Origin of the sequence: Phyllobacterium sp. YR620 (assembly GCF_900104165.1) — a bacterium.
Taxonomy (GTDB): Bacteria; Pseudomonadota; Alphaproteobacteria; order Rhizobiales; family Rhizobiaceae; genus Phyllobacterium; species Phyllobacterium pellucidum.
Genome location: NZ_FNJP01000002.1, coordinates 724,803 through 751,066 on the forward strand (window position 1 = coordinate 724,803; position 26,264 = coordinate 751,066).

The following is a 26,264-nucleotide window of genomic DNA, read 5'->3' on the forward strand; positions in this document are numbered from 1 at the left end:
CAGGTCAGGCATCAGGGTCTGCCTGATCGGAAGCCCGTTCCTTCGGTCCCTTGATCCGTGCCCGATCGAGCTTGCCGAATTCAGTCATGATGCTGACGAGAACGCTGCTCGTCCAACCGAATGTGAACAAGCCGGAAATGGCAATGATCGGGCCGAGCAGGCGCCAGCGTTCCGGCAGGGTGATATTGCCTTGGCCGAGTGTCGTATAGCTCTCAAGGACGAAATAGTAGCTGTCACGCATGGAGGGGATAAAACCTCTCGCATAAATCGGAGCGGCCCAAATAAGGGTCTCGGTGAAATGCAGCGCCGAGAGCGAGGCAATCGTCGCGGCGAGTAGAAGGTTGATGCGCCAGTGCGACGTGCCACTGTCTACATGAACCCAGGCCCGGTTGAATCGCAAGTTGATTGCCCGAATTCCGGCGCCGTGGACAAAGATGACAATAATCAGAATAACTGTGCCGACAGCAATCTCGAGAACCGGCTCAGGCGTGGAAAGGTCATTCATCGTGTCACCCATGTCTCGCGTAACCAGAGGGCCTGCATCCGGAAGAAACTATCGCAATGCAGGACAAACTAGCACGGGTGCCAGAATATCCACTGCTGTAACAGTTACGTACTTCCCACCAATGGCTGTTGCGAAGATCTTTTGGCGGTCGCCCAGGGGACTTTCAATAGTTGCGAAGGAGATACAATGATGACTTTCCTCAAAAAGGCATGCTTTGGCTGTATCGTTGCGCTTATTCCATTCGGCGCAAATGCGGAGTCTACCCAGATCGGAACACTGTCCTGCGACGTATCCAAGGGCATAGGGATGTTCGTCGTCGAAAAGCAGAAGCTGACCTGTACTTTCAAACAGGACAAGGGCGGCAGTGCCGACAATTACACCGGGTCCATTGACGAATTTGGCGTGGCGCTTGGTGAAGTCGCGGCAGGGCACCTCATTTGGGGTGTCGTCGCAGCCACCAGCGGTCTTCCAGCGGGAGCGCTTGCAGGCACATACAGCGGCGTCGGCGCGAACGCCTCCGTCGGCCCCGGTGCTGGCGCCAATATTCTCGCCGGCGGAACCGGCCGGGCCTTTTCCCTGCAACCGATATCAGTTGAAGGGCAGGAGGGCATCAACTTTGCCGGAGGGGTAACGACCGTAACGCTGACGCCGGCGCAGTAAGATAACTGTACTGGAAGCAAGCGGTCAGTTGCGTCGTTGATCCTGAGGGTATCGACGCAACTGCGCCATCTGGCCGTTCAGAGCTGGTCGTTATAGGGCCGCTTGGTCTCGCCAACCATTCTTGCGAGATGTGAGAACGACCATGGCGTATCGGCGCCTGAATTGTTTGCCAACTGCAAAAGGCGGATGGGGAAACACACGGCGTCGCGATTAGCTGGGGATAGGTGCTCGACTGCCCTGTCGTCGCCAACGGCGACGGCTTCGGCCCTCCGTAGGGCTGTGTCGATTTCGACTGCGGTCAACAGCCCCTTGGCAACGAGGGCCCGGTTGACCGCTGCGATGGCTAGGCAAAGTCCTTCCAGTTGAAGATTGGCCGTGTTCATCTTCATTCCTTTCCTGGCGCAACGGATGATGGCCCTACCATACTAGCGCGGAATCCAGCCGCGCGTAACATGGGATCGCCAATCCCCGCTTCTCTGGAAAAACTGGGCTTGCTCGGACCGGATGGATTCGGATCTCTAACGAAGTCCTTCGATGTATCTGGCGTGGAACCGCGTATACCCAGTCTCTGTCTCCTTCAGGTGTTCCTCGATCAGCGCATGGAACTCAGGCAGCCGGTGGAAGGGAACTCCCGGATAGGAATGATGCTCGGCGTGGTAGGGCATGTTCCAGGCGAGCTTGCGCACGAACCATGTCGTCGTCGTGGTCCGGCTGTTCTCGAGCATATTGGCGACGAAGGCGCAGCGCCCATGTTCGGCGAGGAGATAAAGCCGCAGGAATGGTTGCCCTATGATTGCCGGGATAATCCAGGCGAAGAGCAGCGCCGATGATTGGAACCAAAGCGAGAAGCCCGCGAGGCCGGCATAGGCAAGGATCATGATCTGTGCCTCGTGTTTCACCTTGTCTTGTCCCTTGGGCGGGACATAGGGATCATCGCAGCGACCCGAGGCGTTTCGCAAAAGAGTCTTTACATGGCTCAACCAGACAGGGAGTCCAGAAAGGTGGACGATGTATTCGCGCAACGTTTCTGGCTTTGGCGTTGCAAGCTCGGGATCGTTATCGGGATCTTGCGTAAAGCGGTGATGGGCGAAGTGAAAATAGCGGAACCAGTCGGCCGGAAGCACGATCATGAAACCGCATATGCGCGCGACGACATCGTTCAGACGCTGCGTCTTGAAGGGCGTGCGATGCACGGCCTCGTGCAGGAGCGTGAACAGGAAAACGATGAGGATCCCTTGCGGGAGCATGAGCAAAGGCCACAAGGGAACGCGAGCGGCAATCAACAAGCCCAACAGGCCAATCGCGCCCCAATGCACGCCCAGCTGCACGAGGCCTGCTGTATCCGACTTGGCGGTCAGGCGATCGCGCTGCTCCTGGGTCAGCGAGGCAATGATGGTGCGGTGGTCCATGACAACCCTGTCCATTGGCATCAACACATTGATGTTACGCACGTACTAGGTAGTTTAACGCCCGTATTTCGGCATTGTCATGTCGCATTCGCATACAATATGAGCGGCTCATTGCTACGAATTCGGGAAGCCTAGCCAAGGTTCGAGCGCCTCGAACGTGCGGTCCATGGCGAACGCCGGATTGACGGATAGCGAAATGTGTCCATATTCGATCGACATCTGCGCCTCCGCCTGTGCTTCAGTCCCGTGCGCAATTGCAGCAACGTAGAGTGCGGCGGCGAGACCGCTGCGGTCAGCACCGCCTTCACAATGAATGAGGATCGGCTTTTGCGCCTTCTTCAACATTGACAGGAGCGCCTCGGCTTCCTCCTGAGACAGCTGCTTGCGCGATGACATCGGGAAATTCAGGTGGTTGATCCCGAGCCGGGCCGATTCGGCCACCTCCTTGTCGTACCAGCCCTGGCCATCATGCTCGCCGCGCAAATTGACGATGGTCTTGATGCCGTAAGTTGCGTGATATGACACAAGCTGTGCCGGGTTGAGTTGCGCTGAACGGTAGAGTTCGCCGGGAATGGTCGTGTGGAAATTACCGTCGAGGCGCGCGACGCCGTAGTAGCCCGCGGCGGCGACTGCGACGATGATGACCGCGGCGATGGTCGTCATGAGATGTTTCGCTGTGTTGCGTAGCAGGACGGAAGTCATGATTGAAAGCCCTTCGGGTCGATCGCGGAACGGGCCGACTGAAGAGCCGGGTCCGTAACGGACGTGAGGAGAGGAAACTGGATTGCAATGCGCAAGCCGGGGCGATTATCGAGCAGTTCGATTCTGGCGTGATGGAGATCGGCAATGGCCTTTACAAGGCTAAGCCCCAGACCTGTTCCGGGCGTCGTCCGGCTTTTGTCGAGACGATAAAGTCGCTGAAACACCCGCTCCCTTTCGCTCTCCGGTATTCCCGGTCCGTTATCCGCGATTTCAACCTTCACGCCGCTGCCGGTTTGACCAACGCCGATTTCAATTGCCGTGCCTCGCGGACAATGCCGGATGGCGTTTTCGACGGTGTTGGCCAGGAGTTGGACCAGCAGTTCCTCGTCGCCGTCAACCAGCACCGGCTGATGGCTTTTGCCGCGCAAGGCGAGTTCCTGGCCGTTATCGGCCGCAACCTCGGAGTAGATTTCGGCAATCGTTTCAACACAATGCTGGAGATCGAGAGGCCGAAAGCGCGCGCGCCGCGCGCCCGCCTCAATCTGGGCGATGCGCAAAAGCGCGTCAAACGTTGCGTTGATCTGGTTGCTTTCTTCCTTGGCCTGAACGAGCTCCGCATTGCCATCGCCGCCTGACGCGGTCTTGTCGATTGCCTGGTCTATGGTGAGCGACAAACGATGCAGTGGGGTCTTGAGGTCATGCGCAATGTCGGAACTCACCTGCCGCATTCCTTCGACAAGGGCGGCAAGGCGGCCGAGCGCATCGTTCACTTGAGCCGATACCACATCGACATCGTCGCCATTCCCGACGAGGGGTATTCTGGCTTCGAGTTTGCCGGAACCTATATCGCGCATCGTCGTGGCGATGGACTCAAGCCGCCGCTGCACGCGGTAGGCCAACAACGCGCCGCCCGCAACGGCGAGAGCCAGAACGGCTATCGTTGCCCAGCCAAAACTGCTGCGCACGATCTCCTGATACTCGCGGCTTTCTTCAAAACTGCGTCCAACGACCAGGGGTTGTTCGTCAACAGCGCTGGAATAGACCCGGTAGTCCATACCGGGTGCAAGGCCTAATACCGTGCCGTCGACTGTTGCCCAGCCGGAGGGAACGTCCGCCTGGGCAATGTTTCCCGACAGGCGCTGCCCCTCCCTGGATCGCAGCAGATAGACAGCATCATAGCCGGACGTAGAGTTGGCATGACTGGCGACAGCCTCGACGAGATCCGTGACGTCATGGTCGCCATAGGCATCTGCGAGAACGGAATAGGTGTCCTGGATCGTGGCGTCCAGCCGGGCGGCGAGTTCGCTCTTGAGCAACTGATAGGTCACGAACCCCGCCACCAGAAAAGAACTGATGAACAGCGCCGCCACGATGATGGCGAGCCGGAATGGGGTGCTCTTCAGAAGGTTAACGCGGCGCATGTAGGCTGTAGCCGGTGTTGCGGATCGTGTGAAGCAGGGGATAGGAAAAAGGCTTGTCGATCTTGGTGCGCAGCCGGCTGATATGCGTCTCGACGACGCTGGTCTTCGGATCGAAATGGAAATCCCAGACGCGTTCGAGCAGCATGGTCCGGGTCAGGATGCGGCCTTCATTGCGCGCAAGCACTTCGAGGAGCCGGTATTCCCGTGGCTGGAGGTCGATCACCTTGCCCGCGCGCTTGACCACCCGTCGCAGGAGGTCAAGTTCGAGATCATCCACGGCGATGACATTCCGCTCGGCTTGAAACGGTGGCCGGCGAGCGAGTGCATTGACACGCGCGGCAAGTTCGGAAAAGGCAAAGGGCTTGACGAGATAGTCGTCGCCGCCTGCTTCGAGCCCTTCCACGCGATCGTCAAGGCCGCCAACGGAGGTGAGAAAAATCACAGGCGTCTTCACGCCGGCGGCGCGCAGTGCCTTTACCAGCGAGAGGCCATCGAGCCCGGGGATCATTCTGTCGATGACAAGGACGTCGTAGCCTGCTCCCGTCGCGTGTGCGAGCGCCGTTCGCCCATCCGAGATCACTTCGGCAACATGCCCGGATTCGGTAAAGCCCCTGACGATGAATTCGAATGTTTGCCTGTCATCTTCGATGATCAAAATGCGCATGCTGGTTTTCCGTTTCGCACCAACGCAAGTATAGATCATCGGCAATGGATGTCATTGTCCGCATTTCCGATGGCGCCGCGAACACCATTAAGCTGGAAAGTTCACGCGGGCCTTGCCGCGCCCTTACGCTTTTGTAAAAAAGCGAAAAGCTGCGGTCCGTCTTTCGATCTGATTTTCTTACGAATTTGTATGTTGGGGGCAAAGCGCGCGTATTGCCAGCTGGCTAGGAGTGAAGGCGAGGGGGGATCCAATGCCTCCTTCATGTTCTCACCCGAAAGGACCAGCCATGAACAAACGCCCTCCACTCTCGCTCATCGCCGCATTCTTCGTTGCCGGACTTGCCGTATCGCCGGGCCATGCCCAGGCGCCGGTCCCTTGCGAAGACATGCTCAAGGACCTTCGCGCTAAAATGACGACTGCAAAACTCAGCGATGCCGACAAGGCAAAGGTGCAGGCCCTTGAAGCCAAGGGCGTCGAGCGCTGCAACGCTGACGACGACAAGCGGGCCAATGAATTCTTCACGCAGGCCCTTAAGGTCCTCGGCAACTAGAAATGGCGTGAGGAGTGATTGCTATGACAAATCTCACCGGCACCAAGGGGAAGCAGAATTTCAACCGGGTTCCTGAGGTCACAATCGATTTCTGGCTGATCAAGCTCATGGCCGTCACAATGGGCGAGACGGCTGCCGATTACCTCGCCGTCAACCTCGGTCTCGGATTGATGGCGACATCGTTGATCATGACCGCTGTTCTCGTTGTCGCCCTTATCCTCCAGTTCATGCAGAAGCGATATGTTCCGTGGGCGTACTGGAGCGCGGTCGTGCTCATCAGCATCGTCGGAACGTTGATCACGGATAACCTCGTCGACAACTCCAAGGTCCCGCTGGAAGTGACCACCATCGTCTTCACTGTGGCGCTGATCGCAACTTTTGCGATCTGGTACGGGACCGAACGCACGCTTTCCATCCATTCTATCTTTACGACGCGGCGTGAGACATTCTACTGGCTTGCCATCCTGTTTACCTTCGCCCTCGGAACCGCCGCAGGCGATCTGGTCGCAGAGAAATTCGAACTCGGCTTTGTGACGACCGGCGTCATATTCGGGGCGATCATCGCTCTGGTCGCCGTCAGCTACTATTTTCTCAACCTGGACGCCATCCTGTCCTTCTGGCTTGCCTATATCTTTACCCGGCCGCTCGGTGCGTCATTGGGCGATTTTCTGTCCCAGCCCGTCGAATATGGCGGCTTGGGCTTCGGCACCATTGTGACGAGCATCCTGTTCCTTAGCTGCATAGTCGCGATCGTTATCTATATGAGTGTGGTTTACCAGCGCGACGACGGCCTCGACGAAGCGGAGCGTCGAACGTAGGGTACGCCGAAAGTCAGCATAAATATGAGCCGCTCATGTCGCATTCGCATACGACATGAGCGGCTCATGACTTGGGATCGGGTTGGTTCCGTCAGCCTTGGCGACGCAGGAACGGCATGACCGAGGGACTTGCCTCATGCATCGCCGCCGCTGCGGTCTCGACCGCCGCGGCATCGTCCTGGTCGATGCCGGTCGCGACGACCGACACGCGGAATACGCCTTCGAGTGCGTCGTCAAACGTTGCGCCGAGAATGATGTTGGCTTCGTCATCGACTTCCTCGCGGATGCGCGAGGCGGCGACATCGACTTCGAAGAGGGTCATGTCGCGTCCGCCCGAGATCGACACGAGGACGCCTTTCGCACCCTTCATCGAGGCGACGTCGAGCAGCGGATTGGCGATGGCAGCTTCCGCGGCGGTCTTGGCCCGTTCCTCGCCCGTTGCTTCGCCCGTGCCCATCATGGCGCGGCCCATATCGCGCATCACGGAACGCACATCGGCGAAATCAAGATTGATGAGGCCCTCGCGCACCATCAGGTCAGTGATGCAGGCGACGCCCGAATAGAGTACGCGGTCGGCCATGGCGAAAGCGTCAGCAAATGTGGTCGAGGCGTTCGCCACGCGGAAAAGGTTCTGGTTGGGGATGACGATGACCGTGTCGGCGCTGGCGCGAAGCTCCTTCATCCCCTCTTCGGCCATCCGCATGCGCCGTGTGCCCTCGAAGGTGAAGGGCTTGGTGACCACTGCAACCGTCAGGATGCCGGCAGCACGGGCTGCCCTGGCGATGACGGGCGCCGCACCGGTTCCCGTACCGCCGCCCATGCCAGCGGTCACGAAGCACATATGGGTGCCGGAAAGGTAGTCCATGATTTCGTCGATGCATTCCTCGGCGGCGGCGCGGCCGATCTCCGGGGCGGAGCCGGCGCCCAGTCCTTGCGTGACATGCGCACCGAGCTGGATCAGGCGCTCGGCCTTGGACATTGTCAGGGCTTGCGCGTCGGTATTGGCGACGATGAAGTCTGTTCCCTCGAGCTTTTCGCGGATCATGTTGTTGACCGCGTTACCACCACCTCCACCGACACCGAACACGGTGATGTTGGGTTTCATCTCGGAAATTTCCGGCTTTCTGAGGTTGATGGACATCCTGGTTCCTTCGTGTGCTGATCTGCCCGCCGCACATTCAATTGCGGCTTTGAATTCCGGCAGGGCGGCGAATCAAAAAATCATGCTCCGGAACATGTGCAAAGAATCAGACACGGCGATTCGGCGCAACCCCGATGCACGTCTTATCGGGGTCGCGCGGAGCGCTTCAGCGCGAAAACGGCAGGATTGCGCGCAGGCGCGGATCACGCAGGTAAAGCCCGCCCCAAAGAATGAGGCCGAGATAGACCCCGAAGAGCAGGTGGCTGAACAGCGGGTTACCGACCCGAACCTGCGTCGCAATTGCGCCGCCCATGTAGCCGGTGAGCAGGATCGCGCCAAGAACGGAGGTTTGCGGAACAGCGTAGAGGATCGTGCAAACCAGGCCGAGGATGCCGAGGCCCCGGGCAAAGCCAACACCTGTCGGAAGCCCGAGTTCGGCGCAGGTCTGGATGACGACATCCAGCGGAATGAGCTTGATGCCACTGTCGAAGAGCATGAAGAGGATGATCAGACCGCTCATGACGCGGCCGGCCCAAACGGCCGTGTTCGATAGGGGAGCGGCTTCAACAATCGTTTGCATGTAGTTATCGCCTCGCAGGTTGGTGTTCCCGCCAAGGACGTTCGCCGACGCAAGCCTCCGACAGCACAGCAAAAATTTTGTGCGGCTATTTCGCGGCTGGAGTAATTCGCCAGATCGTATTGCCGACATCATCTGCCACGAGCAGTGCTCCGGCCCTGTCGACCGCAACGCCCACGGGCCTCCCCATCGCCTTATCCTCTGCATTGATGAAGCCGGTCAGCACGTCCTTCGGCGGTCCCTGAGGCTTTCCGTCCTTGAACGGCACGAAGATCACCTTGTAGCCGCTGCGCGGCTTGCGGTTCCACGAGCCGTGCTGTCCAATGAAGGCACCGTTCCTATACTTGGGTCCGAGCAACGATGCGGTGTAGAAAGTCAGTCCCAGAGATGCCGTATGGGCGCCAAGCGCATAATCTGGCTTGATCGCCTTGCTCACAAGATCAGGATTTTGCGGCTTTACGCGGGTATCGACATGCTGGCCGAAATAACTGTAGGGCCAGCCGTAGAACGCGCCATCCTTGACCGAGGTCATGTAGTCCGGCACGAGATCATTGCCGAGCTCGTCGCGTTCATTGACGACGACCCACAGCCTGCCGTCATCGGGATTCCAGGAAAGGCCGTTGGGATTGCGCAGTCCGGACGCAAAGAGCCGGCTCTGCCTGCTGGCGAGATCGATTTCGAACACCGCCGCCCGATTTTGCTCTGCCGGGATGCCGTTCTCGCCGACATTGCTGTTCGAGCCGACGGTGGCATAAAGTTTCTTGCCGTCGGGGCTCGCAATAACATCCTTGGTCCAATGATGGTTGATCGGCCCGCCTGGCAGATCGACGATCTTTTCCGGTTCGGCCTTGATCGCGGTTTCACCGTCCTTGTAAGGAAAAGCGACGATCGCATCGGTGTTGGCAACGTAGAGCTTGCCGCCTGAAAGCGTCATGCCGAAGGGCGAATTCAAGCCTTCGAGGAAAGTCTCCCTGGTATCGGCCACACCGTCGTGGTTGGTATCGCGCAACAGGATGATACGGTTCGGCGTTTCGACGCCCGCTCCCGCGCGCTTCATGAAAAAGCCCATGATCCACTTCTTGATGCTGAACCCTTCATCATGGGCCGGAGGCGCGTTGGTCTCGGCAACGAGCACGTCGCCATTCGGAAGAACGTGAAGCCAGCGTGGATGGTCAAGGCCGCTGGCAAAAGCGCCGACCTTCAACCCCGAAGCGGCCTGGGGCGCCGTCCCTTGCGGCCAGGGATCGGTCTTTGCAACATTGATCGTCGGAACGAGTGCCGTATCGGGTTCCGGTAATACGGGATCAGGCCCATAGCCCACGGCGTAATTTGCGCTCGTCTGGGCAAGCGCTCCAGCGCTCGCGACCATCGCCGCCATAAAAATTCCAGAGAGTAGCTGCCGTGATTGCTTCATGTTCTTTCCCTGCCAGAAGAGTGCTGCCGCGCGAGCGAACCTAGCACAGTAACGCGGAACAAGCGTTTCGGTTCGGTGAGGGAACCGATCACCAATTCGTGGCATTTACTCACAACTTCACCCGAAGGCGCGGAGGTAAAAGCAATGGCCCAGACTGCTCGATCCAATAAGGGCAAGCAAACGGCGGAACGGCAGCGGACGATCCAGAAGCGGGCCGATACGAAGGCCGAAAAATCCGGCTCGGGGCAAGAAAAAAAGATACCGCATACGGGAGCGCGCGCCTATCCGGTCCCGCCGTTTCCAAAACAGCATCTGTCAAAACCGGGAACGGAGTCCATGTTGAAACCGGAGCCGATGTACGACGCGCCCTATTATCTCGGTTCACGCAAGCTCGAAGGAAAGGCAGCCCTGATCAGCGGCGGCGATTCAGGTATAGGGCGGGCCGTTGCGGTGTTGTTTGCGCGCGAGGGCGCAGATGTCGCCATCATTCACGTCGATGAGCCCACCGACGCCGAAAAGACCAAGGCGCTAGTCGAGAAGGAAGGCGGGAAATGCCTGGTGATGGCCGGCGACGTGCGAGACCGGAAATTCTGCAAGGATGCGGTCGAGCAAACCGTGAAAGCATTCGGTGCGCTCGACGTTCTGGTCAACAATGCAGCGTTTCAACTCCACACCGACGCGTTCGACGAACTCACGGAGGAGCACTTCGACGAGACGATCCGCACCAACCTCTACGGCTATTTCTTCCTGGCACAAGCTGCGGCCCGAAAGATGAAGCCGGGTTCGGCGATCGTGAATACCGGCTCGGTGACCGGGATCAGAGGCAGCAAGAACCTTCTTGACTATTCGATGACCAAGGGCGGTATTCACGCGTTTACGCGGGCCCTTTCGGGTAATTTGCTGTCCAAGGGCATCAGGGTGAACGCGGTGGCGCCGGGCCCGGTCTGGACGCCGCTTAATCCTGCCGACAAGGAAGCGGCCGACGTTTCGAAATTCGGAAGCGACACGCCGATGATGCGGCCGGCCCAACCCGAGGAAATTGCCCCCGCCTATGTCTTTCTCGCCTCGCCGCACTGTTCAAGCTATATCACCGGCGAGATCCTGCCGATCATAGGCGGCTATTGAGATCGGCCATTGCTGGTGCGGATTTCGAGAATCTGAACCGCATCGGGAAGCTCAATCAGATAATCCTTGTCGCGTGGAAGATGGTGAATGCTATTGGGATCGCTGCCGGTGAACCGTGACATCGCTTCAATGCTTTCCCAATAGGAAATCGTCATGAATTCGGTTTCCTGCTCGCGATCCTCGCGCAAGGTCTGCACCCACAGCGCCTTTTCGATGAGCGGTTTGATCCCCTCCTCGAAGTTATAGGCCTCGTACTCATCGGCAATATGCGGCAGCGTGCGGCCACGCCAGATACGAGCAATCTTCGCCTTTTCCATGATTGAACCCTCTCAGTCTCGCCCGAATTCCTTGCGAAGCTCGCCCTTGGCTTGCTCCAGAATGTACTTTTGCGCCTCGGGGAGATTCTTGCCGGCGCGGTTGATATAAAAGGTCAGCATCGACATGGCAGAACGGTAGGGGCTCGATTTCCTGCGATCCGATTGTTCCGCCGATTGCTTTAGCGAATGCGCAATCTTGCGCGGGTCCTTCTGTTCGAAAACATTCGCTTCAAGATCCAGCGCATCGCTATGCTCTGTGACGTCTTGCGACCATTTCTTCTTGGCTGTCCTGGCCATTGCAGTACTCCTGACTGTTGCGCTGGAGATTCAACCGGAGATGGCAGGATTGGTTCCCAATGCCGTGGAACCACGCAATTCTTTCACGCGTTACGGCGCCATGGACAGATACATCACCGAGGGTGAGACGCCGGACGCACACTCGTTATCTGAGTTAAAGGCGGAAGCCGACCACTGCCGGCGCTGCGATCTCTACAAGTATGCGACCCAGACTGTCTTCGGGGAAGGTCCCTCGCGTGCCAAGATCGTGCTTGTTGGCGAACAGCCCGGCGACAAGGAGGATCTTGCCGGTAGGCCCTTCGTCGGGCCAGCAGGTCTGGTTCTCGATCAGTGCCTTGAGGAAGCCGCCGTCGACCGCGATCAATGCTACGTCACCAATGCCGTCAAACATTTCAAATTCGAGCAACGCGGCAAGCGTCGCCTGCATGCCAAGCCTAACGGCGGGGAGATCGAGGCCTGCTCCTGGTGGCTCAGAAATGAATTGCGGCTGATCCATCCGAAAATAGTTGTCGCGCTCGGCGGCACCGCGGCATCGGCACTACTCGGTAGTTCGGTGCGTGTCATGCGTGATCGCGGCAAGGTCGTTGAAACGACCATATTTCCGCCGGTGCTTGTAACCATCCATCCGTCCTACATCCTGCGAATTCGCGATCGGGCCGATGCTGCCGCCGAGAAAAAGGCGTTCATCAAGGACCTCTCGGCAATCAAGGCGCTTGCTACCTGATGTAACTATCTGTTCCGGTCGGGCGGGATTCGGGTTAGTTGTATTCCCGTGCCGTGATTGATTCAGGTGAGCATGGATTCTTCGAAGCGAGCAGATGCAATTCTCGACAATCTTCTGTCTCTGCAGACGGAAAGCCTCGCCTTGGTCGCCGTTTATGACGAAGATGACGTGCTGCGCTACGCAAACAAGAGTTTTCGTGCCGCCTATCACCTTACCCCTGACGAGCAGTTGAGCTGGGGCGATATCATGCGGCGCAACTTCCTCGCCGGCGTCGGGACCGTCTTGAAGACGGCCGACTTCGAAGAGTGGTTGCGCTCGACCCAGTCACGCCGTGGCAAGACCGCGTTCCGCTCGTTCGAAACGGATCTCGCCGACGGTCGATGGCTGTGGATGACCGAGACAGTGCAATCGAATGGCTGGATGCTGTGTATCGCCAGCGACATTACCCCACTGCGCGCCGACGACCGCTGGCTTCGGCAGGATCGTGATCTGGCGTTGCGCGCCTCGCAAACCGACGAACTCACCGGGATCGCCAACCGGCGCTTCATAATGACAAGGCTTGAGGCGCTTGCGAGCAAGACACCGGCGCCTGGTATTGATATCGGCTGTATCGCGGTGCTCGATATCGATTATTTCAAATCGATCAACGACCGCTACGGCCATCAGTCGGGCGACGTGGTCCTGCTCGATTTTGCCCGGCATGGGCACTCGTTCGTCAGGCGACTTGATTGTTTCGGCCGGATCGGCGGCGAAGAGTTCATGTTCATCTTGCCAGACACCAATATTGAAAACGGCCTGGCGATCCTGGAACGCGTGTTCAGCAAGATTCGCACCTCGAGGCCGCTTCCGTCATATCCGGAGGTTTCCTATACGTGCTCGGCAGGTATGACGGCATTGAAGCCGGGCGACACTGCCCAGGATGCATTCGCGCGGGCCGACAAGGGGCTATATCAGGCCAAGCTTGACGGGCGGGACCGTATCGTCGCCATCTGAGGGTGGCAGTTCTACCGCTCGTCAGGAGATCCGAAAATGGCAGCCGTTGCCCAAGCCCGCTCCAACCTGTCGAGCGTTTCGAACGCTATCTCCATCCGCCGCATGTTCTCAGGGTCGCCAGCCACCAGCTGGTGATATTTTTCGGTGATTTCCGTCAGGTCGGAGCACAGATCCTGCGCCTTTTGTGTCAGGCGCACCCTGATCGTGCGGCGATCGCGCGGCAACGGAATGCGCTCGACATAGCCACACTCGCCGAGCTGCTTCAAGTAATAGGAAAGGTTGGTGCCGCCATAGGGCCCGCGATCCATGAGCTGGCCTACGGAAAGTTCGTCATTCCCGATCGTCAGGAGCAGCATCGCATGGGCAGGACCGATTTCGCGCACGCCGAGGCGGGACATCTCGGCCTGCAGGAATGTGGCGAAGCGGCGATTGGCCCGCTCCAGCGTCCGGCCCAATTCGAAGTGGGTGAAAGCGGAAGAGGACGAAGGCGTGCGTTTGCGTCGTGGTGCGTCTACCGCGTCAACGCTGTCGTCGCCTTCCTTGGCCGGGTCGGCTTCGACGAGATTGTGCAGCAAATGCGAGATCATTAGGTGCTCCTGAAATCAGTGTACCACGCGGTGGAAACGGTAATTCGCATGTGCGAAGGGGGAAATTACAGGGGGTAGGTTAACAGAAAAGAGCGAGGACTAGAAGGCATAAATAGTACTAAAGGATTAGTTGATGTGGAAACGGTCCTCTGCGACGCTCCTCATGGGAGGAATAAAAATAGTTGGCAAACTGGTTGAACGTTCTGCGGGAGAAGAACGAATTGGCCACGGTGTTGGGAAAGAAAATTCCCAAGATGCTCGCGCACGAATCACTTTCGCTCGAACAGATGTCGGAACTCTACAAGTTCCTTGAAAGCCATGCGCACAGCATGGAGGAAATCCGGTCGGAGATGGAAGGCGAAGACCTGCCCGAATCCTATTACCAGGTGGCTGAAGACCTCGATCTCATCTTCACCGACCTCGCGGCGTCGGCTGCGGAGCGGCTGCGCGACATGCGTGCTGGTCCGACAGGCCCTTGCACCGGTTGACGATCGATGCTGGACTGGGCCGTCATCGGGTCTTGCAGGACTGAACAATGAAGCATTCGGATATCAGAACGACGTCGCTGCCTTCTGGCGAGAAGGTACCTGTGCTCGGCCAGGGGACCTGGTTCATGGGCGAAGACCGGCGCCAGGCCCAAAGAGAGGTGGAGGCGCTTCGCCTCGGTATCGATCTTGGCATGACGCTAATCGACACTGCGGAAATGTATGGCGATGGCGGAGCGGAGGAAATCGTTGGCGAGGCGATCGCCGGACGGCGCGACGAGGTATTCATCGTCAGCAAGGTGCTGCCGTCCAATGCTTCGCGCAAGGGAACGATTGCGGCTTGCGAGCGTAGCCTGAAGCGGCTGAAATGCGAGACGATCGATCTTTATCTTCTGCACTGGCGCGGCGGATACAAGCTGCACGACACAGTCGCAGCCTTCGAGGAACTGATTGAGACGGGCAAGATTCGCGCGTGGGGCGTCAGCAATTTCGACACGGACGACATGGAAGAACTCTTCGATGTTTCCGGCGGAAGCGCCGTTGCCGCCGATCAGGTGCTTTACAATCTGACGCGGCGCGGCATCGAATTCGACCTTCTGCCATTTTGCCAAAACCGAACGATCCCGGTCATGGCCTACTCCCCCATCGAGCAGGGCCGCATGCTGGGGCATCCTGCGCTTGCCGCGATTGCCAAGGCGTATGAAACGACGCCGGCCGTCGTGGCGCTTGCATTTGTCATCAATCAGGAAGGCGTTATCGCCATTCCGAAGTCCAGCACGCCGCAACACATCCGCGACAACCGCAAGGCTCTTGACCTCAAGCTCCCGCCAGAGCACCTCGCAGTTCTGGACAGCGCATTCCCGCCGCCGCAGCGCAAGCAGCGGCTTGCCATGCTCTAAATCTCTCCCGATACGTCGCGGCGTTGCCGGTCGAGTTCTTCGCTGTATCGACGCAGCAAGTGGCTTTCCGTCAGGAGACCAATGACGCGCCGCTCGACGAGATCGTTGACGACAGCAAGCGCTTCGCTCTCCGTCTTGTCGAAAATTGCTGCCGCCTGCTTGGCGTTCATCTGCGGCTGCAAATATTCGTTGCGGTATTTGATGAGACCGGCAATCGGCAGGTCCTCGTCAGCGTTCTCGGTCAAGCCCGCATGCGCCTCGGGCACGAGGACCATGCCGGCATATTTGCCGGTGTCATCGACGATGATCACCCGCTGCGTCGAACCCAAAGGAAAGTCACGGCAGAATGCGCGAATGGTCTGCTCGATTGGCGCCGTGCGAACATCGGATCGCATGAGCTTGTTGACCGTGAGGTTGCGAATCCAGCCGACGTCATGGGCGCTGCGAATGCTCTCACCGCGCAGGTGGAAACGCCAGGTCGCGAAGGAGTAGCCGAACGTATGGCGTACCGTTAGCGACGCTGCGGTCACCGCGGCGAGAACGAGGACCGTTATTGGAAAGTCGCCGGTGATCTCGAGGGCGAGGAACGTCATCGTCAGGGGGCCGCCAATAACCGAGACGGCAAGCGCACTCATTCCGACGACCGCGTAGATCACCGGCGTCAGTGTGGCGTGCGCAAAAATATAGGGCGCCGAATAAGCAAAGAGCTTGCCGAGCAAGGCTCCCATGAACAGCGAGCCGAAGAAAAGCCCGCCTCTGAAACCCGATCCGATGGAGATCGCGGAAGCCAGCGATTTGAGCAACAGCAGGCCGACCAATGCGGCAATCGTCGTGGTCGTGTCGAGATTGAGGTGCAGGGCGCCATGTCCGCCCGACAGCACCTGCGGTGTGATGAGGGCGAGGAGGCCGACGATGGCGCCGCCGAGGAGGGGCCTGAGCGCTGGTGGAATGAAGCTCTTGCGCGCCATTTCCTCGACGAAAGAGACGCCCTTCATCAGGAGAACGCCGGCGAGTGCGCAGAAGATGCCGAGCAGCATGGCTGGCAGGTAGTCTGCTGGTACGACCGCGCCGAAATGGCCGATGTCGATAACAAAATTGTCACCCGACAGGGCTCTGGCAACGACATTGGCGATCAGCGCAGACACGATGACGGGTGCAAGGCTGAGGATGGTATAGGAGCCGATGATCAATTCGAAGGCGTAGAACGAGCCGGTGAGCGGCGCATTGAACGCGGCCGCAATCGCTCCCGCCGCGCCGCAGCCGACAAGGATGCGCAGATCCGACCGTCGCAGTTTCAGCGAAAGGCCGATCTTCGACGCAAGCGCGGAGGCAAGCTGTGTGTAGCCGGCTTCGAGCCCCACCGACGCTCCGAAACCGTTCGAGATCAAATTCTGTGCAGCAACGATCAGGCTGTCATTGAGCGAAAGCCTGCCGCCATGCAGCGCATTCGCTTCGATGGGATCGACCATGGGCCGCTTGCGGTAGCGCGTGAGAACGAGCAGCACGAGGCCCATGAGAGCGCCGCCGAAAATCGGCGCGATGAACAAAGTGGTCGTATTGGTCGTGACGATCGTCGAAAGGCGCTCGCCGGCCTCGAGACCAAAAATCATCTGGTGCATGCCCTGGGCGATCATGCTCATGGCCGTGACCGTCCAACCAGAAACAACCCCGACGACAGCAGCCGCGAGGACGAGGCCAAGTTCGGTGCTGCGTGCGAAGGCCCGCAGCCGGCTCGGCGCAAGGAAAATCGAGAACACGCCCAATCGGCGCAGTGCCAGCTTGCGATAAAGTGGACGTAAACCCATGAGCGGACCGTGTTGGCGTGAACCTCCCCGAAGGCTGGAGAGCGTGCGATGTGCGCGTTGCGAAGCGGGTTATACATCCATTGTGTCAATGAGTTGGCACAAAACGCCGGGAATTGGTAGCGCTCAACCTTTGGTGATGCGATTCATGCAATGAGAGCCGGCCGCCTTGTAGCAGCCGGCTCAACGGATATCCACTATTTGGGTTTAGTTGCCTTAAGCCCGGGCGAAGAGGCGCGCCGCCGGTTCCCGATGCGAAAGATTGGGTCGCAATGCTTGTCGGGCGCCCTCGAAGGCATTCCAGTCGGCAATGTCGGGCAAAGCCGGAATTGTGACGAGTTCGCCCTGGTCGAGGCCGGCCAAGGACGCATCGACCATGTCGGCCGCGGTCATGACAATGGCACTCGGCAGGTTTTCAACCGGCCGGCCAGCGTTCGCCCAGAACTCCGTGCTCGTGGCGCCGGGCAACACGGCCTGGATACGGATGCCCTTGTCGTTGAGTTCGTGATGCAGGGACTGGCTGAAGGCGAGCACGAAAGCCTTGGTGGCGCCGTAAACGCCGTTGAGCGCTTCCGGCGCAATGGCGACGATCGAGGCGATATTGATAATCGTGCCGCTGCCGCGTGCGACGAATTTTGGCGCTGCGGCCTCCGTCAGCCGTGTCAATGCAACCACATTGAGCTTGATCATCGCGTCCATTTCAGCCGGATCGGATTCGAGCAGTGGTGCCGTTGCGCCGACGCCCGCATTGTTGACGAGCATGGTTATGCTCGCATCGTTGGCAAGAATTGCTCCGACCTTCGCAATTCCGCTGTCGTCGCCAAGATCGGCGGCAACCACTTCGACGCTCCGCCCCGTTTCGGTGGTCAGGCGCGAAGCAAGGCTTGTCATCCTATCGCGATTGCGTGCGACCAGAATGAGGTCATAGCCGCGGCGTGCAAGCCTGTCCGCATATACCGCGCCGATGCCCGATGATGCGCCAGTGATCAGCGCCGCGCCCTTGTCTGATTGAATGGTCATGTCCTGGTTCCTTCCATGTCTGGGTGACTGGAGGAAGAATACAACTGAACGGCCACGGCCTAAATGTCATATAAGCCACGTTTTAGGACACCGCTGTTAGGTGACAGAATTAGCAGGTGTCGGCCCTTTCTTTGTTCCGGCCAGAACGTTGGCGACCACGGCGGCAAAAACGATCGAGCCACCGATAACCGTGCTTTTGCTCGGAGCCTCGTTAAATACGAGCCAGATCCAGAAAGGTGCGAGAGGCGCATCGAGCGAGCCGATAAGGGCGGTTTCTATGGGTGGAAGCCATTTTGCGCCAAGCGTGAAGCAGGCTAGCCCAACGGCGGAAACGAGGATGCCGAACATGGCGATGAGGAGGAGGTCGTGTGCGGAGACCGACAGCGGATTGCCAAGCGGCCAGCAGATGAGCGAGCTCAGGAGGGCCGAGACGCAGGCGGCAGGCATGACCGAAATTTCAGGAGACCGGCGCACGATGACCATCAGCACGCCCATGCAGAGCGTCATACCGAATGCCAGCAGATCGCCAAACAGGCTGCCCTCCGTCCCGAGCCCGACCATGATGATGACGCCGCCCATCGCCGCGATGCTTGCGACGATCGCGCGCAGGGTCGAGCGCTCGCCCATGGCCAGCCAGGCAATGACGGCGGCGACAAAAGGGATTGTCGCATAGATGACCGCGACATGCGCCACGGTCGTCTCCTTGAGCGCGGTTATGAAAAACACCATGCCTAGCGACGAGACCGCTACGAAAAGCCAGCCGGGGCGACCCATATGGCGAAAGCTCTTCCAGGCAATCCCACCTTCGAAAAGCATCATGGCAACGGCAATGCCGATCGAGCCGAAAATGCCCCGCCAGGCAAGGATCGTCCAGCTGTCGAGCGGGATCGCGCGCGTGAACAAGCCGGCAAGGCTCCAGGCCACTGCGGATGCAGTAACCAGGATCAATCCCAGTCGATATTCCGCTACCCTGTTCACACACGCCCCGGTTGTCTTTTGCCCTTGCGCGTACTAGTGGCGCGTTCGCATAAAATGACAAGATATATTGGAAGCCCGTCCACGGTCTCCTGACAGAGCGGCCCGAACGAGCGTCGGGCTGGTCTTGATTGGAGCGCACTCCTCCCGCATAAATGCGGGCAAGCAGTCCAGGGAGAGGATGCCATTCCACTCCGTCAATCCGAAACATCCAGGAAATCGATCATGTCAAATGCCATCGTCCCAACCTCCGGCGTCCTTCTCGGACGAGCCAAAATTCCTGGCTACGACCACCCCCGGATCGTCACAATCAGAGATGGCATTGTTTATGACATCACCGACAAGGCTGGCCCGACCGTGCGCGACATATGCGAGATGGCCGAACCCGCAAGCTATGTTACCGGCGTGGAAGGTACCAGGATCGGCGCCGTCGATGCTGTCCTTGCCAATAGCTGGTCCGGCACGTTCGATCCGGCCCACCCGGCATTGCTGTCACCCATCGATCTGCAGGCGGTCAAGGCGTCCGGTGTGACGTTTGTCGCCTCGCTGCTCGAGCGTGTTATCGAAGAGCAGGCGAAGGGCGACAAGACCAGGGCGGATTCGCTGCGCGAGGAGGTACTCGGCCTTATTGGCGCGGATCTGTCGCAAATCGTGCCGGGCTCGCCCGCTGCGATGCAGGTGAAGGAGGCGCTGATTGCACGCGGCGTCTGGAGCCAGTATCTCGAGGTCGGCATCGGGCCGGATGCGGAGATTTTCACCAAGGGGCAGCCCATGTCGACGGTCGGCTTCGGTGCTGACGTCGGCCTCCACCCAATCTCAAGTTGGAACAACCCCGAGCCGGAGATCGTGCTCGTGGTTGCCAGCAGCGGCCAGATCGTCGGTGCGACGCTTGGCAATGACGTGAACCTGCGCGATGTCGAAGGTCGGTCAGCGCTGCTTCTCGGCAAGGCCAAGGACAACAATGCGTCCGGCTCTGTCGGACCTTTCGTACGGCTCTTCGACGGCGAGTTCACGCTCGAGAGTGTCAAAGCCGCCGAACTCAGCATGCGGGTTGAGGGCGAGGATGGCTTCGTGCTCGACGGGCATTCCAACATGGCGAAGATTTCGCGTAAGCCAGAATCGCTGGTTGAGGCGACGATCGGTCGGCACCATCAGTATCCCGATGGCCTCGTCCTCTTCCTCGGCACCATGTTCGCTCCGGTCAAGGACCGCGACGGCCCCGGCAAGGGCTTCACCCACAAGCTCGGCGATATCGTCTCGATATCCACGCCTTCGCTTGGGACATTGTCCAACCGGGTGCGGCTCTCGACCGAGTGTGCGCCGTGGACCTATGGTGCAAGCCATCTGCTGCGCGATCTCTCCAGGGCGGAACTTCTCTAGCGCTAGGTCCAGAAGTATCGGACGATGTGAAAGAAGACCGGTGCGGCGAAGACGAGGCTGTCCGCGCGGTCGAGCATGCCGCCATGGCCCTCGATCATGTGGCCCCAATCCTTGACGCCGCGATCCCGCTTGATCGCGGAGGCGACGAGCCCGCCGAAGAAGCCCATGATGCAGGCAAGAGCAGCCATCAGCCCGGCCTGGAACGGCGTGAACGGGGTCAGCCAGTAGAGCGCTGCGCCAAGCAGCGAAGCGCTGGCAATGCCGCCGATGAGCCCTTCCCAGGTCTTGGAAGGCGAAACCTTCGGCGCGACCTTGTGCCGGCCGAAGAGCTTGCCGAACACATATTGCAGGACATCGCTGCCTTGCACGGTGGCTATAAGGAAGGCGATGAGCAGCAATCCCTTGCCGGCAAAGCCGGGGATCGCCAGCGTGAGCAGCGCCGGAACATGGCTGATGCAATAGACCGATAGCATAATGCCCCATTGCTGTTCGCTGACACGTTCCAGAAAGCGCGCGGTGTCGCCCGAAATTGCCGTCAGGGCAGGCATGGCGAGGAAGCAGTAGACCGGCACGAAGATTGCAAACAGGCCGTACCACTCGATCCAAAGCAGATAATATTGAACCGGGATGATCACGAGGAACATGCCGATCAGGATCCAGTGATCCCCGCGCCGCGTGTGGGTGAGCGTCACATATTCGCGCAAGGCAGCGAAGGACACGAAGGCAAACAGGAGGATGACACCGCCCTTGCCGAAAAAGAAGGCGACGGAGATCGCGCCAACCATGATCCACCACGCCTTGATGCGCGAGTTGAGATTGGCGAGGGCGTCCGGCAGCACGTCACCTTTCCGCCGGCTTTTCCAGGAGAGGGCCGTGGCAATGGCGCTTGCGCCAGTGAGGACGGCAAGAAGGCCGAGAAACAGCCAGGCTGCTTCAACCATGATCGAGAGCCCTCTGCTGTTCGGGACTAAGCGCCAGAAGCGCATCGCGGGCACGCGCCAGGAAGGCGTGACGATCCTCCTCTGGCTCCAATCGAATCGGCGTTCCGAAAACAACGCGGCACAATAGAGGGACCGGTAGAAACGCGCCCTTTGGCAGCACGCGGGACATATTCTCGATCCAGCATGGGACAAGCTCAACGTCGGGGCGAGCCAGGGCAAGATTGTAGATACCTGAGCGGAAGCGCAGCAACGGTTCCTCGGTCATGTTGCGCGTACCTTCGGGAAAGATGATCAGGGAGTGTCCATCGGCGAGGGCATCCAGCATGATGACCATCGGATCTTCGGCCCGCTCCACCCAATTGCGCTCGACCAGCACCGTATTGAGAAGATCGCGGGCAAGGATGTGGCGGACGCGGTTCTTGCGCCAATAGTCTGCGCCCGCGACGGCGCGCGTCCGCGCACGCTCCTTCGGCGGGAGGCACGTCGAAAGCAGAATGAAATCGCCGTGGCTGGCATGGTTGGCGAAATAGATGCGCTGCCGCCCCGAGGGTGCGCAGCCCTGCCAGATGGGCCGCACGCCGGTAATTGCGCGCGACAGGCCGACAAGGACCATGGCGGCGGCGCGCCGCGTGACATGCTTACCGAACGTCTCCCCAGGTTTATCCACGCTTATGCCGTCCACAAACTATACGCCGTTGCGGAAGCAAAGAGGGCAAGGAAGACCGCGAAAGCCAGATGAAGGCGCATCAGCAGGCGGTTGGTGCCAGCAATGCGAGCGTTGAGCGGCCGGGTCGTTTTTGGGCATTTGCGCAGGCGCATGCGCTCGAGCAGCTTGTCGGCGGCACGACAGCCCGCCGTTTCGTCTTCATGCGAGGCAATGAAATGGAAAAGTGCCGCATCGAAGCGCAGATAGATGGCAAGGAACAGCGTCGTCAGCCCCCCGACTATGAGGAGTGGCCATAGCCAACTGAAAAGCTTGCCCCCGGCGTCTCCCGCAACGGAAGATGCCACCAATAGAATGCAGGTCAAAAACCCATAAGTATGGGCCCTGCGCGTCAAACGGGCCGCGAAGGTTTCCGCGTCTTCATCCATGCCGTTCCCCTGTTTCTTCCGTCGCGATCATATCGTCGCTCAGGTGTATTGGCCTGCCCCCTGTCTTTATAAGGTGTATCGCCTGTTCTGCGTTAACAGCGTGCCCATGGCGCAAAAGCCAGGTCGCCACTGCCGCCGCGCTGCGCTGAAAGCCGAGCGCGCAACAGACGAGCACGGGACCTCTCATCTGCGCATTTTCGATGGCTTCCGAAGCTTTTTCAAGATCGGCGGGCGGTACCGGCACGAGATCGAGCGCCGGGAAAGTTCGCCAGGCAATTTCGACGCCGGACGGTCTTGCAAGTTCGCTGGTCAAATCGATCACACTGGCAAAAGCCGAAAGCTCGGCACGCTTCGGCAGACGGCCGAGGTGGATGTTGTCAAGAATCCGCACGGAGGAAGGCAGCTTGCGGGTCCATAGGTAAGTGTTGATTTTGACGCCAAGCCGATAGGGCGCAAGGAGCCACAGGCTAGCCAGCGATACTGTTCCATCTTGGCGTTTCTGGAAGACCCTGGGCCCTGCGCCAAGATAGCCGAGGGCGACAATGCCGAACGCCAGAGCCGGCCACAGCAAGATGAGGTAAATGATCGATCTCGCGGCTTCAACCACAACAAGGAGAAGAAGCGCGAGACTGGCGGCGGCATAGTAGCTACCGATACGCTTATGTTTGCCATTGGAGCTGAGAACAAAATCCCCCAGCGGCGACGGCTCCCCGGCGGGAAATAGCCACAAGGCAAAGAATCCGAGGAGTGCGCCGGTCGGTATGTCGATGAAATGGTGCTGATAGGTCGTGAGCACGGAGACTCCGATCAGCAGGCACCAGAGGTGCCATAGCCAGAGTATCGCGCCTGCGAGCCGGTGCCGCCAGTGTTCCCAGATGATGATGAGCAAGGCAATGTGCAGGGACGGCGCCTGGTTGAACGGCTTGTCGAAGCCCCCGAGCAAATCGAAGAGGAAGCCCGGCGCTCCGCTCGTCAGCGGTTTTGCGAAAGTGAAGGTCAGGGGAAAGGCGACGAAGCAGGCAACGGCGATCATCTGCGCCGTGAGATAGCGCCTTGCCAGGCGGTCCACCTCTGATGGGGTGTCGTTGAGGAACAGGGACAGGCCGTAAAAGGCGTTGATAGACCAATAGGGAAAAATCGTCCAGGCGAGGAAGGGAATGTCATGTTCCCAGCTGAAGGTTATGTGCGCAACGTGCAGCCGTTGCGCGGCGAGCCAGTTGGCCGTGCCATAGGTGAGATAGAAGAAGGGTGCGAGAAAGGCGAGCCACAGGATGGCGCGCTTGGCCACCGGCCCTTCAAGACGCCATTTGCCAATCGGTGAAACGCTAGCCGCCTTCATTTACGCTCGGCGACCGACACTGTGAAAATGCCCCAGCGGTCGATGCGCTGCTCGATCTTCTTGAACCCTGCGGCAGCGACCAACTGGTCCATTTCGGCCTGTGTGCGCCGGCGCATGATCCAGGCTTCGCCGCCGCGGTGCGATGTCAGCGCGCGTGCGATCATTTCGAGCTGCGGATGCCAGGGCTGGTTGGTGTAGATCAACAGGCTGCCGGGTTGCATCGCCCGGGCGAGGCCATCGAGCGAGCGGCGGATCATGCCATTGTCGGAAAATAGTTCGTAAAGCCCGGAGACAATCGCAAGATCCGGGGAGGGCACAGTCGCCGCCAGCATGTCGCCATCGAAGGCATCAGCCTGATGGAAGTTCGCGATCGACTGGAGACCGCGCTCGGCTATCAACTTGTTCCCCGCATCTACATTGATGGGCGAATAGTCCTGGAGCCGGACACTGTCCGGCTTTATCCCGGATTGCGCGACGGCGTCGAGGATATAGCGACCGTGGCCGGCAGCAATGTCGAGGACATTCGTTGTTCTTCCGCTCGCGGCGAGCCTGGCGAGGCACATTTCGATCAGCTCTTCGAGGTGCAGCTTTCGCTGGCGAATGCCGCGCCAGCCGATGGCTTCAAGGAACTGTTTGTCGACGAGCCTGCCGCCCGGGCCGATCCCCCGCGGTTGGTTCCGGTAGACATAGTCAAGCGTCGAACCGGAGTCGAAGCCGGTCTTCACCCCCGTGCGGATGCCTTCGGAGATAAGGGCGGCGCAGCGCAGGGAGGTTCTGTACGAGGTCCAGTATAGGCCCTTGGCCGAAAGCATATCGTGTGGTGACGAAAGTCGGTCAGCCTCGTCGCGTGTGTAACCAGTGACATCGGCGTTGGTGACGTCGAGTTCGGCTGGGGCCTTAGCAAAGCGCTCGGTTAAGAAGCGGCGCATATGGGCGATGGGAATGGCCCGTTCCTTTTCGCCGAGTGTGTCGTGAAAGAAGCCTTTCAGTACATGCCGTTCCTTCAGGGGATGCGCCAGATTTTCGTAGAAGCGGTGTTGCGGCGCATGGCGAACGACCCAGTCGCTCCCAGAGATCAGGAGCTGCGTCGGCACGACGATCGCGCGGGCGTCGGCGACGACCCGCTCCGCGGTATCGTAAAGGTCGAGCAATATGTTGGAAGCGATGGGGCGGGTGATCAGCGGGTCGTTTTCAAACGAGGCGATGCGCTCGGGATCGTGGGTGAGGAACTTGGCCTTGACGTAGGAATTGACGAAGAACTGGCCTTTCAGCTTTTGCCAGAGCGAGATGCCTTGCCGGGCAAAGGGAACGTAGAGTTTTACGCTGAAGGCCGGCGACGCAAGAACGAGTGCGCGGATGGGCGGCGCGTAGTCATGGACCCAGCTTGCCGCGAGAACTGCTCCAACCGATTGAGCGACGACCGCGATATCTTCCATGGCAAAACCGTCCCGGGCAATGATGTGCCGAACGAAACTGTCGAGATCGCGTACCGAAGCTGCGAACGATGGAGAGCGCGTTCCGGGAGAACGGCCGTGGCCGCGGGCATCCCAGGCATAAAATGCAAAATCATCGAGACCGAGCTCGCCGACAAGATGGGCGACGCGCCCGCCATGCTCATGGCCGCGATGCAAAAGGATGATTGCGCCTCTGGCCGTTGCGCTGCGCGCCGGCCATTTGCGATAGAAGAGTTCCGTTCCGTCATGCGTGCGAAAGAAATGCTCTTCGGCTGCGCCGGGCGCAGTGTGGCCGTTGGCGTTCGCGGTGATCGTTTCGTGTTCCGCCAACGAGATCATTCAGGATGCCGCCGTTTCCGCGCGCCGCAAGCCTGCGCGAACGCGATTGATCATGGTGTAGACCGAAAGGAGCGCCATAAGAGGAAAGATCCAGCCGAACCAGTAAGGGAGCACGATACCGCTGCCGATGAGGGCCGCAATGACGCCGAGTGCCAAGGCACGGTCGCTCTTGCCGAAGGGTCCGTCATAGCCGCGGCCGCCGCCGGTCATCACCCCGAGGACGCCGGCATATTCGGTCAGCATCGCAGCTATAGCAAAGGTGACGACACCGGGCGGCGCAAATGGCCCGACCAGCATGAAGGGCAGGATGAGCGCCACGTCCGAGACGACGTCGCCGAGTTCGTTAAGATAGGCACCGAGTTTCGAAGCCTGCCTGAACTCGCGGGCCATCATGCCGTCGATCGCGTTAAGCGCCATGCGCACGAAAAGGACGACGGGCAGCAGCCAAAAGACGACGAAGATGTCGTAGAATAGTGCCACCACCGCCCCTGCAAGGACCGAAAGCACGGCTGCCGCGAGGGTGACCTGATTGGCGGTGACACCGCGCGCGACCAGGCGACCGACGAGCGGCCGCAGCAGGTTCTGGAAGGCTGGCTTCAGGGAATAGAGCGTTGGCATCGGCGGGATTCCCGGG

Annotated in this window: 29 protein-coding genes and 1 pseudogene; 9 read left to right on the forward strand and 21 right to left on the reverse strand. The window is 59.4% G+C overall.

From position 1 onward, the window contains the following. Positions 1–4 precede the first annotated feature (4 nt). Positions 5–505 carry an ion channel gene (locus BLR72_RS10330; protein ID WP_091948646.1) on the reverse strand — a complete coding sequence of 167 codons (501 nt, stop codon included), beginning with the start codon at positions 503–505 and terminating at the stop codon, positions 5–7. A gap of 186 nt (positions 506–691) precedes the next feature. On the opposite strand from BLR72_RS10330, the gene BLR72_RS10335 reads away from it, so the two are divergent. Next, the gene (locus tag BLR72_RS10335) at positions 692–1,165 is read left to right on the forward strand and encodes a DUF992 domain-containing protein (protein ID WP_081815810.1); all 474 of its coding nucleotides are present in this window, start codon (positions 692–694) and stop codon (positions 1,163–1,165) included. A gap of 77 nt (positions 1,166–1,242) precedes the next feature. Here the strand turns inward: BLR72_RS10335 and BLR72_RS10340 are convergent, their stop codons facing one another. The 5 genes from BLR72_RS10340 to BLR72_RS10360 form a co-directional block, all read right to left on the reverse strand. Next, a complete protein-coding gene (locus BLR72_RS10340; protein ID WP_027231201.1) occupies positions 1,243–1,548 on the reverse strand; it encodes a hypothetical protein in 306 nt (101 codons plus the stop codon). Between the two features lie 135 nt (positions 1,549–1,683). Beyond that, entirely contained in the window at positions 1,684–2,574 is an 891-nt protein-coding gene (locus BLR72_RS10345) for a fatty acid desaturase family protein (RefSeq protein WP_091947963.1), read from the reverse strand. Between the two features lie 114 nt (positions 2,575–2,688). Further along, complete coding sequence (locus BLR72_RS10350) at positions 2,689–3,237, reverse strand: phosphatase domain-containing protein (RefSeq protein WP_175492325.1); 549 nt, start codon at positions 3,235–3,237, stop codon at positions 2,689–2,691. 35 nt (positions 3,238–3,272) lie between these two features. After that, on the reverse strand, positions 3,273–4,697 hold the full coding sequence (locus BLR72_RS10355; RefSeq protein WP_091947969.1) for a sensor histidine kinase: 1,425 nt from the start codon (positions 4,695–4,697) through the stop codon (positions 3,273–3,275). After that, positions 4,684–5,361, reverse strand: a complete 678-nt coding sequence (locus tag BLR72_RS10360; protein ID WP_091947972.1) for a winged helix-turn-helix domain-containing protein — start codon at positions 5,359–5,361, stop codon at positions 4,684–4,686. The genes BLR72_RS10355 and BLR72_RS10360 overlap by 14 nt, the downstream gene beginning before the upstream one ends. A 286-nt stretch (positions 5,362–5,647) precedes the next feature. Between BLR72_RS10360 and BLR72_RS10365 the strand changes: the two genes are divergently transcribed. After that, a complete protein-coding gene (locus BLR72_RS10365; protein WP_091947975.1) occupies positions 5,648–5,911 on the forward strand; it encodes a hypothetical protein in 264 nt (87 codons plus the stop codon). 23 nt (positions 5,912–5,934) lie between these two features. Next, positions 5,935–6,729, forward strand: a complete 795-nt coding sequence (locus BLR72_RS10370; protein WP_091947978.1) for a COG4705 family protein — start codon at positions 5,935–5,937, stop codon at positions 6,727–6,729. 157 nt (positions 6,730–6,886) lie between these two features. Here the strand turns inward: BLR72_RS10370 and ftsZ are convergent. From ftsZ to BLR72_RS10385, 3 genes and pseudogenes are all read right to left on the reverse strand, one after another. After that, positions 6,887–7,870: pseudogene (gene ftsZ, locus BLR72_RS10375) on the reverse strand (cell division protein FtsZ); the annotation flags it as partial. A gap of 166 nt (positions 7,871–8,036) precedes the next feature. Beyond that, positions 8,037–8,450, reverse strand: a complete 414-nt coding sequence (locus BLR72_RS10380) for a DoxX family protein (RefSeq protein WP_091947980.1) — start codon at positions 8,448–8,450, stop codon at positions 8,037–8,039. Positions 8,451–8,535: 85 nt separating this feature from the next. Next, positions 8,536–9,816 (reverse strand): PQQ-dependent sugar dehydrogenase, encoded by a 1,281-nt coding sequence (locus BLR72_RS10385; RefSeq protein ID WP_244506681.1) that lies wholly within the window; start codon positions 9,814–9,816, stop codon positions 8,536–8,538. 189 nt (positions 9,817–10,005) lie between these two features. On the opposite strand from BLR72_RS10385, the gene BLR72_RS10390 reads away from it, so the two are divergent. Continuing rightward, positions 10,006–10,986, forward strand: a complete 981-nt coding sequence (locus BLR72_RS10390) for an SDR family oxidoreductase (RefSeq protein WP_091947985.1) — start codon at positions 10,006–10,008, stop codon at positions 10,984–10,986. Here BLR72_RS10390 and BLR72_RS10395 read toward each other — a convergent pair. Both BLR72_RS10395 and BLR72_RS10400 read right to left on the reverse strand, forming a co-directional pair. Further along, complete coding sequence (locus BLR72_RS10395; protein WP_091947988.1) at positions 10,980–11,303, reverse strand: antibiotic biosynthesis monooxygenase family protein; 324 nt, start codon at positions 11,301–11,303, stop codon at positions 10,980–10,982. The two genes, BLR72_RS10390 and BLR72_RS10395, sit on opposite strands and share 7 nt — an antisense overlap. A 12-nt stretch (positions 11,304–11,315) precedes the next feature. Next, complete coding sequence (locus tag BLR72_RS10400) at positions 11,316–11,600, reverse strand: DUF3175 domain-containing protein (RefSeq protein WP_091947991.1); 285 nt, start codon at positions 11,598–11,600, stop codon at positions 11,316–11,318. Between the two features lie 40 nt (positions 11,601–11,640). Between BLR72_RS10400 and BLR72_RS10405 the strand changes: the two genes are divergently transcribed. Both BLR72_RS10405 and BLR72_RS10410 read left to right on the forward strand, forming a co-directional pair. Then, positions 11,641–12,324 (forward strand): UdgX family uracil-DNA binding protein, encoded by a 684-nt coding sequence (locus BLR72_RS10405; RefSeq protein WP_091947994.1) that lies wholly within the window; start codon positions 11,641–11,643, stop codon positions 12,322–12,324. A gap of 72 nt (positions 12,325–12,396) precedes the next feature. Then, a complete protein-coding gene (locus BLR72_RS10410; RefSeq protein ID WP_091947996.1) occupies positions 12,397–13,317 on the forward strand; it encodes a sensor domain-containing diguanylate cyclase in 921 nt (306 codons plus the stop codon). A gap of 11 nt (positions 13,318–13,328) precedes the next feature. On the opposite strand, the gene BLR72_RS10415 is transcribed toward BLR72_RS10410, so the two are convergent. Continuing rightward, complete coding sequence (locus tag BLR72_RS10415; protein ID WP_091947999.1) at positions 13,329–13,904, reverse strand: MarR family winged helix-turn-helix transcriptional regulator; 576 nt, start codon at positions 13,902–13,904, stop codon at positions 13,329–13,331. 182 nt (positions 13,905–14,086) lie between these two features. Here BLR72_RS10415 and BLR72_RS10420 point away from each other — a divergent pair, with 182 nt between their 5' ends. Then, entirely contained in the window at positions 14,087–14,392 is a 306-nt protein-coding gene (locus BLR72_RS10420) for a hypothetical protein (protein WP_091948001.1), read from the forward strand. Between the two features lie 47 nt (positions 14,393–14,439). After that, positions 14,440–15,288 carry an aldo/keto reductase gene (locus BLR72_RS10425; RefSeq protein ID WP_091948003.1) on the forward strand — a complete coding sequence of 283 codons (849 nt, stop codon included), beginning with the start codon at positions 14,440–14,442 and terminating at the stop codon, positions 15,286–15,288. Here the strand turns inward: BLR72_RS10425 and BLR72_RS10430 are convergent. The 3 genes from BLR72_RS10430 to BLR72_RS10440 all read right to left on the reverse strand — a co-directional run bounded on the left by BLR72_RS10430 (position 15,285) and on the right by BLR72_RS10440 (position 19,058). Further along, on the reverse strand, positions 15,285–17,093 hold the full coding sequence (locus tag BLR72_RS10430; protein ID WP_091948006.1) for a chloride channel protein: 1,809 nt from the start codon (positions 17,091–17,093) through the stop codon (positions 15,285–15,287). The genes BLR72_RS10425 and BLR72_RS10430 overlap by 4 nt on opposite strands. Before the next feature lie 213 nt (positions 17,094–17,306). Continuing rightward, positions 17,307–18,110, reverse strand: a complete 804-nt coding sequence (locus tag BLR72_RS10435) for an SDR family NAD(P)-dependent oxidoreductase (RefSeq protein WP_091948009.1) — start codon at positions 18,108–18,110, stop codon at positions 17,307–17,309. A 96-nt stretch (positions 18,111–18,206) separates the two neighbouring features. Then, entirely contained in the window at positions 18,207–19,058 is an 852-nt protein-coding gene (locus tag BLR72_RS10440) for a DMT family transporter (RefSeq protein WP_175492326.1), read from the reverse strand. A gap of 252 nt (positions 19,059–19,310) precedes the next feature. Between BLR72_RS10440 and BLR72_RS10445 the strand changes: the two genes are divergently transcribed. After that, positions 19,311–20,465, forward strand: a complete 1,155-nt coding sequence (locus BLR72_RS10445) for a fumarylacetoacetate hydrolase family protein (protein ID WP_091948014.1) — start codon at positions 19,311–19,313, stop codon at positions 20,463–20,465. Positions 20,466–20,467: 2 nt separating this feature from the next. Here the strand turns inward: BLR72_RS10445 and BLR72_RS10450 are convergent, their stop codons facing one another. Genes BLR72_RS10450 through BLR72_RS10475 form a run of 6 tightly spaced genes read right to left on the reverse strand, consistent with a single transcriptional unit; the run spans position 20,468 to position 26,248 of the window. Beyond that, positions 20,468–21,406 (reverse strand): phosphatidate cytidylyltransferase, encoded by a 939-nt coding sequence (locus BLR72_RS10450; protein ID WP_091948017.1) that lies wholly within the window; start codon positions 21,404–21,406, stop codon positions 20,468–20,470. Beyond that, positions 21,399–22,019: a lysophospholipid acyltransferase family protein gene (locus tag BLR72_RS10455; protein WP_091948021.1), complete on the reverse strand. Its 621-nt coding sequence runs from the start codon at positions 22,017–22,019 to the stop codon at positions 21,399–21,401. The genes BLR72_RS10450 and BLR72_RS10455 overlap by 8 nt, the downstream gene beginning before the upstream one ends. Before the next feature lie 56 nt (positions 22,020–22,075). Further along, on the reverse strand, positions 22,076–22,498 hold the full coding sequence (locus BLR72_RS10460; protein ID WP_091948024.1) for a hypothetical protein: 423 nt from the start codon (positions 22,496–22,498) through the stop codon (positions 22,076–22,078). After that, the gene (locus BLR72_RS10465; RefSeq protein ID WP_091948027.1) at positions 22,491–23,837 is read right to left on the reverse strand and encodes a phosphatase PAP2/dual specificity phosphatase family protein; all 1,347 of its coding nucleotides are present in this window, start codon (positions 23,835–23,837) and stop codon (positions 22,491–22,493) included. Before BLR72_RS10465 ends, BLR72_RS10460 begins: the two co-directional genes overlap by 8 nt. Further along, positions 23,834–25,630: a bifunctional alpha/beta hydrolase/class I SAM-dependent methyltransferase gene (locus BLR72_RS10470; RefSeq protein WP_091948030.1), complete on the reverse strand. Its 1,797-nt coding sequence runs from the start codon at positions 25,628–25,630 to the stop codon at positions 23,834–23,836. The genes BLR72_RS10465 and BLR72_RS10470 overlap by 4 nt, the downstream gene beginning before the upstream one ends. Next, complete coding sequence (locus BLR72_RS10475) at positions 25,631–26,248, reverse strand: CDP-alcohol phosphatidyltransferase family protein (protein ID WP_091948033.1); 618 nt, start codon at positions 26,246–26,248, stop codon at positions 25,631–25,633. Between the last annotated feature and the right edge of the window lie 16 nt (positions 26,249–26,264).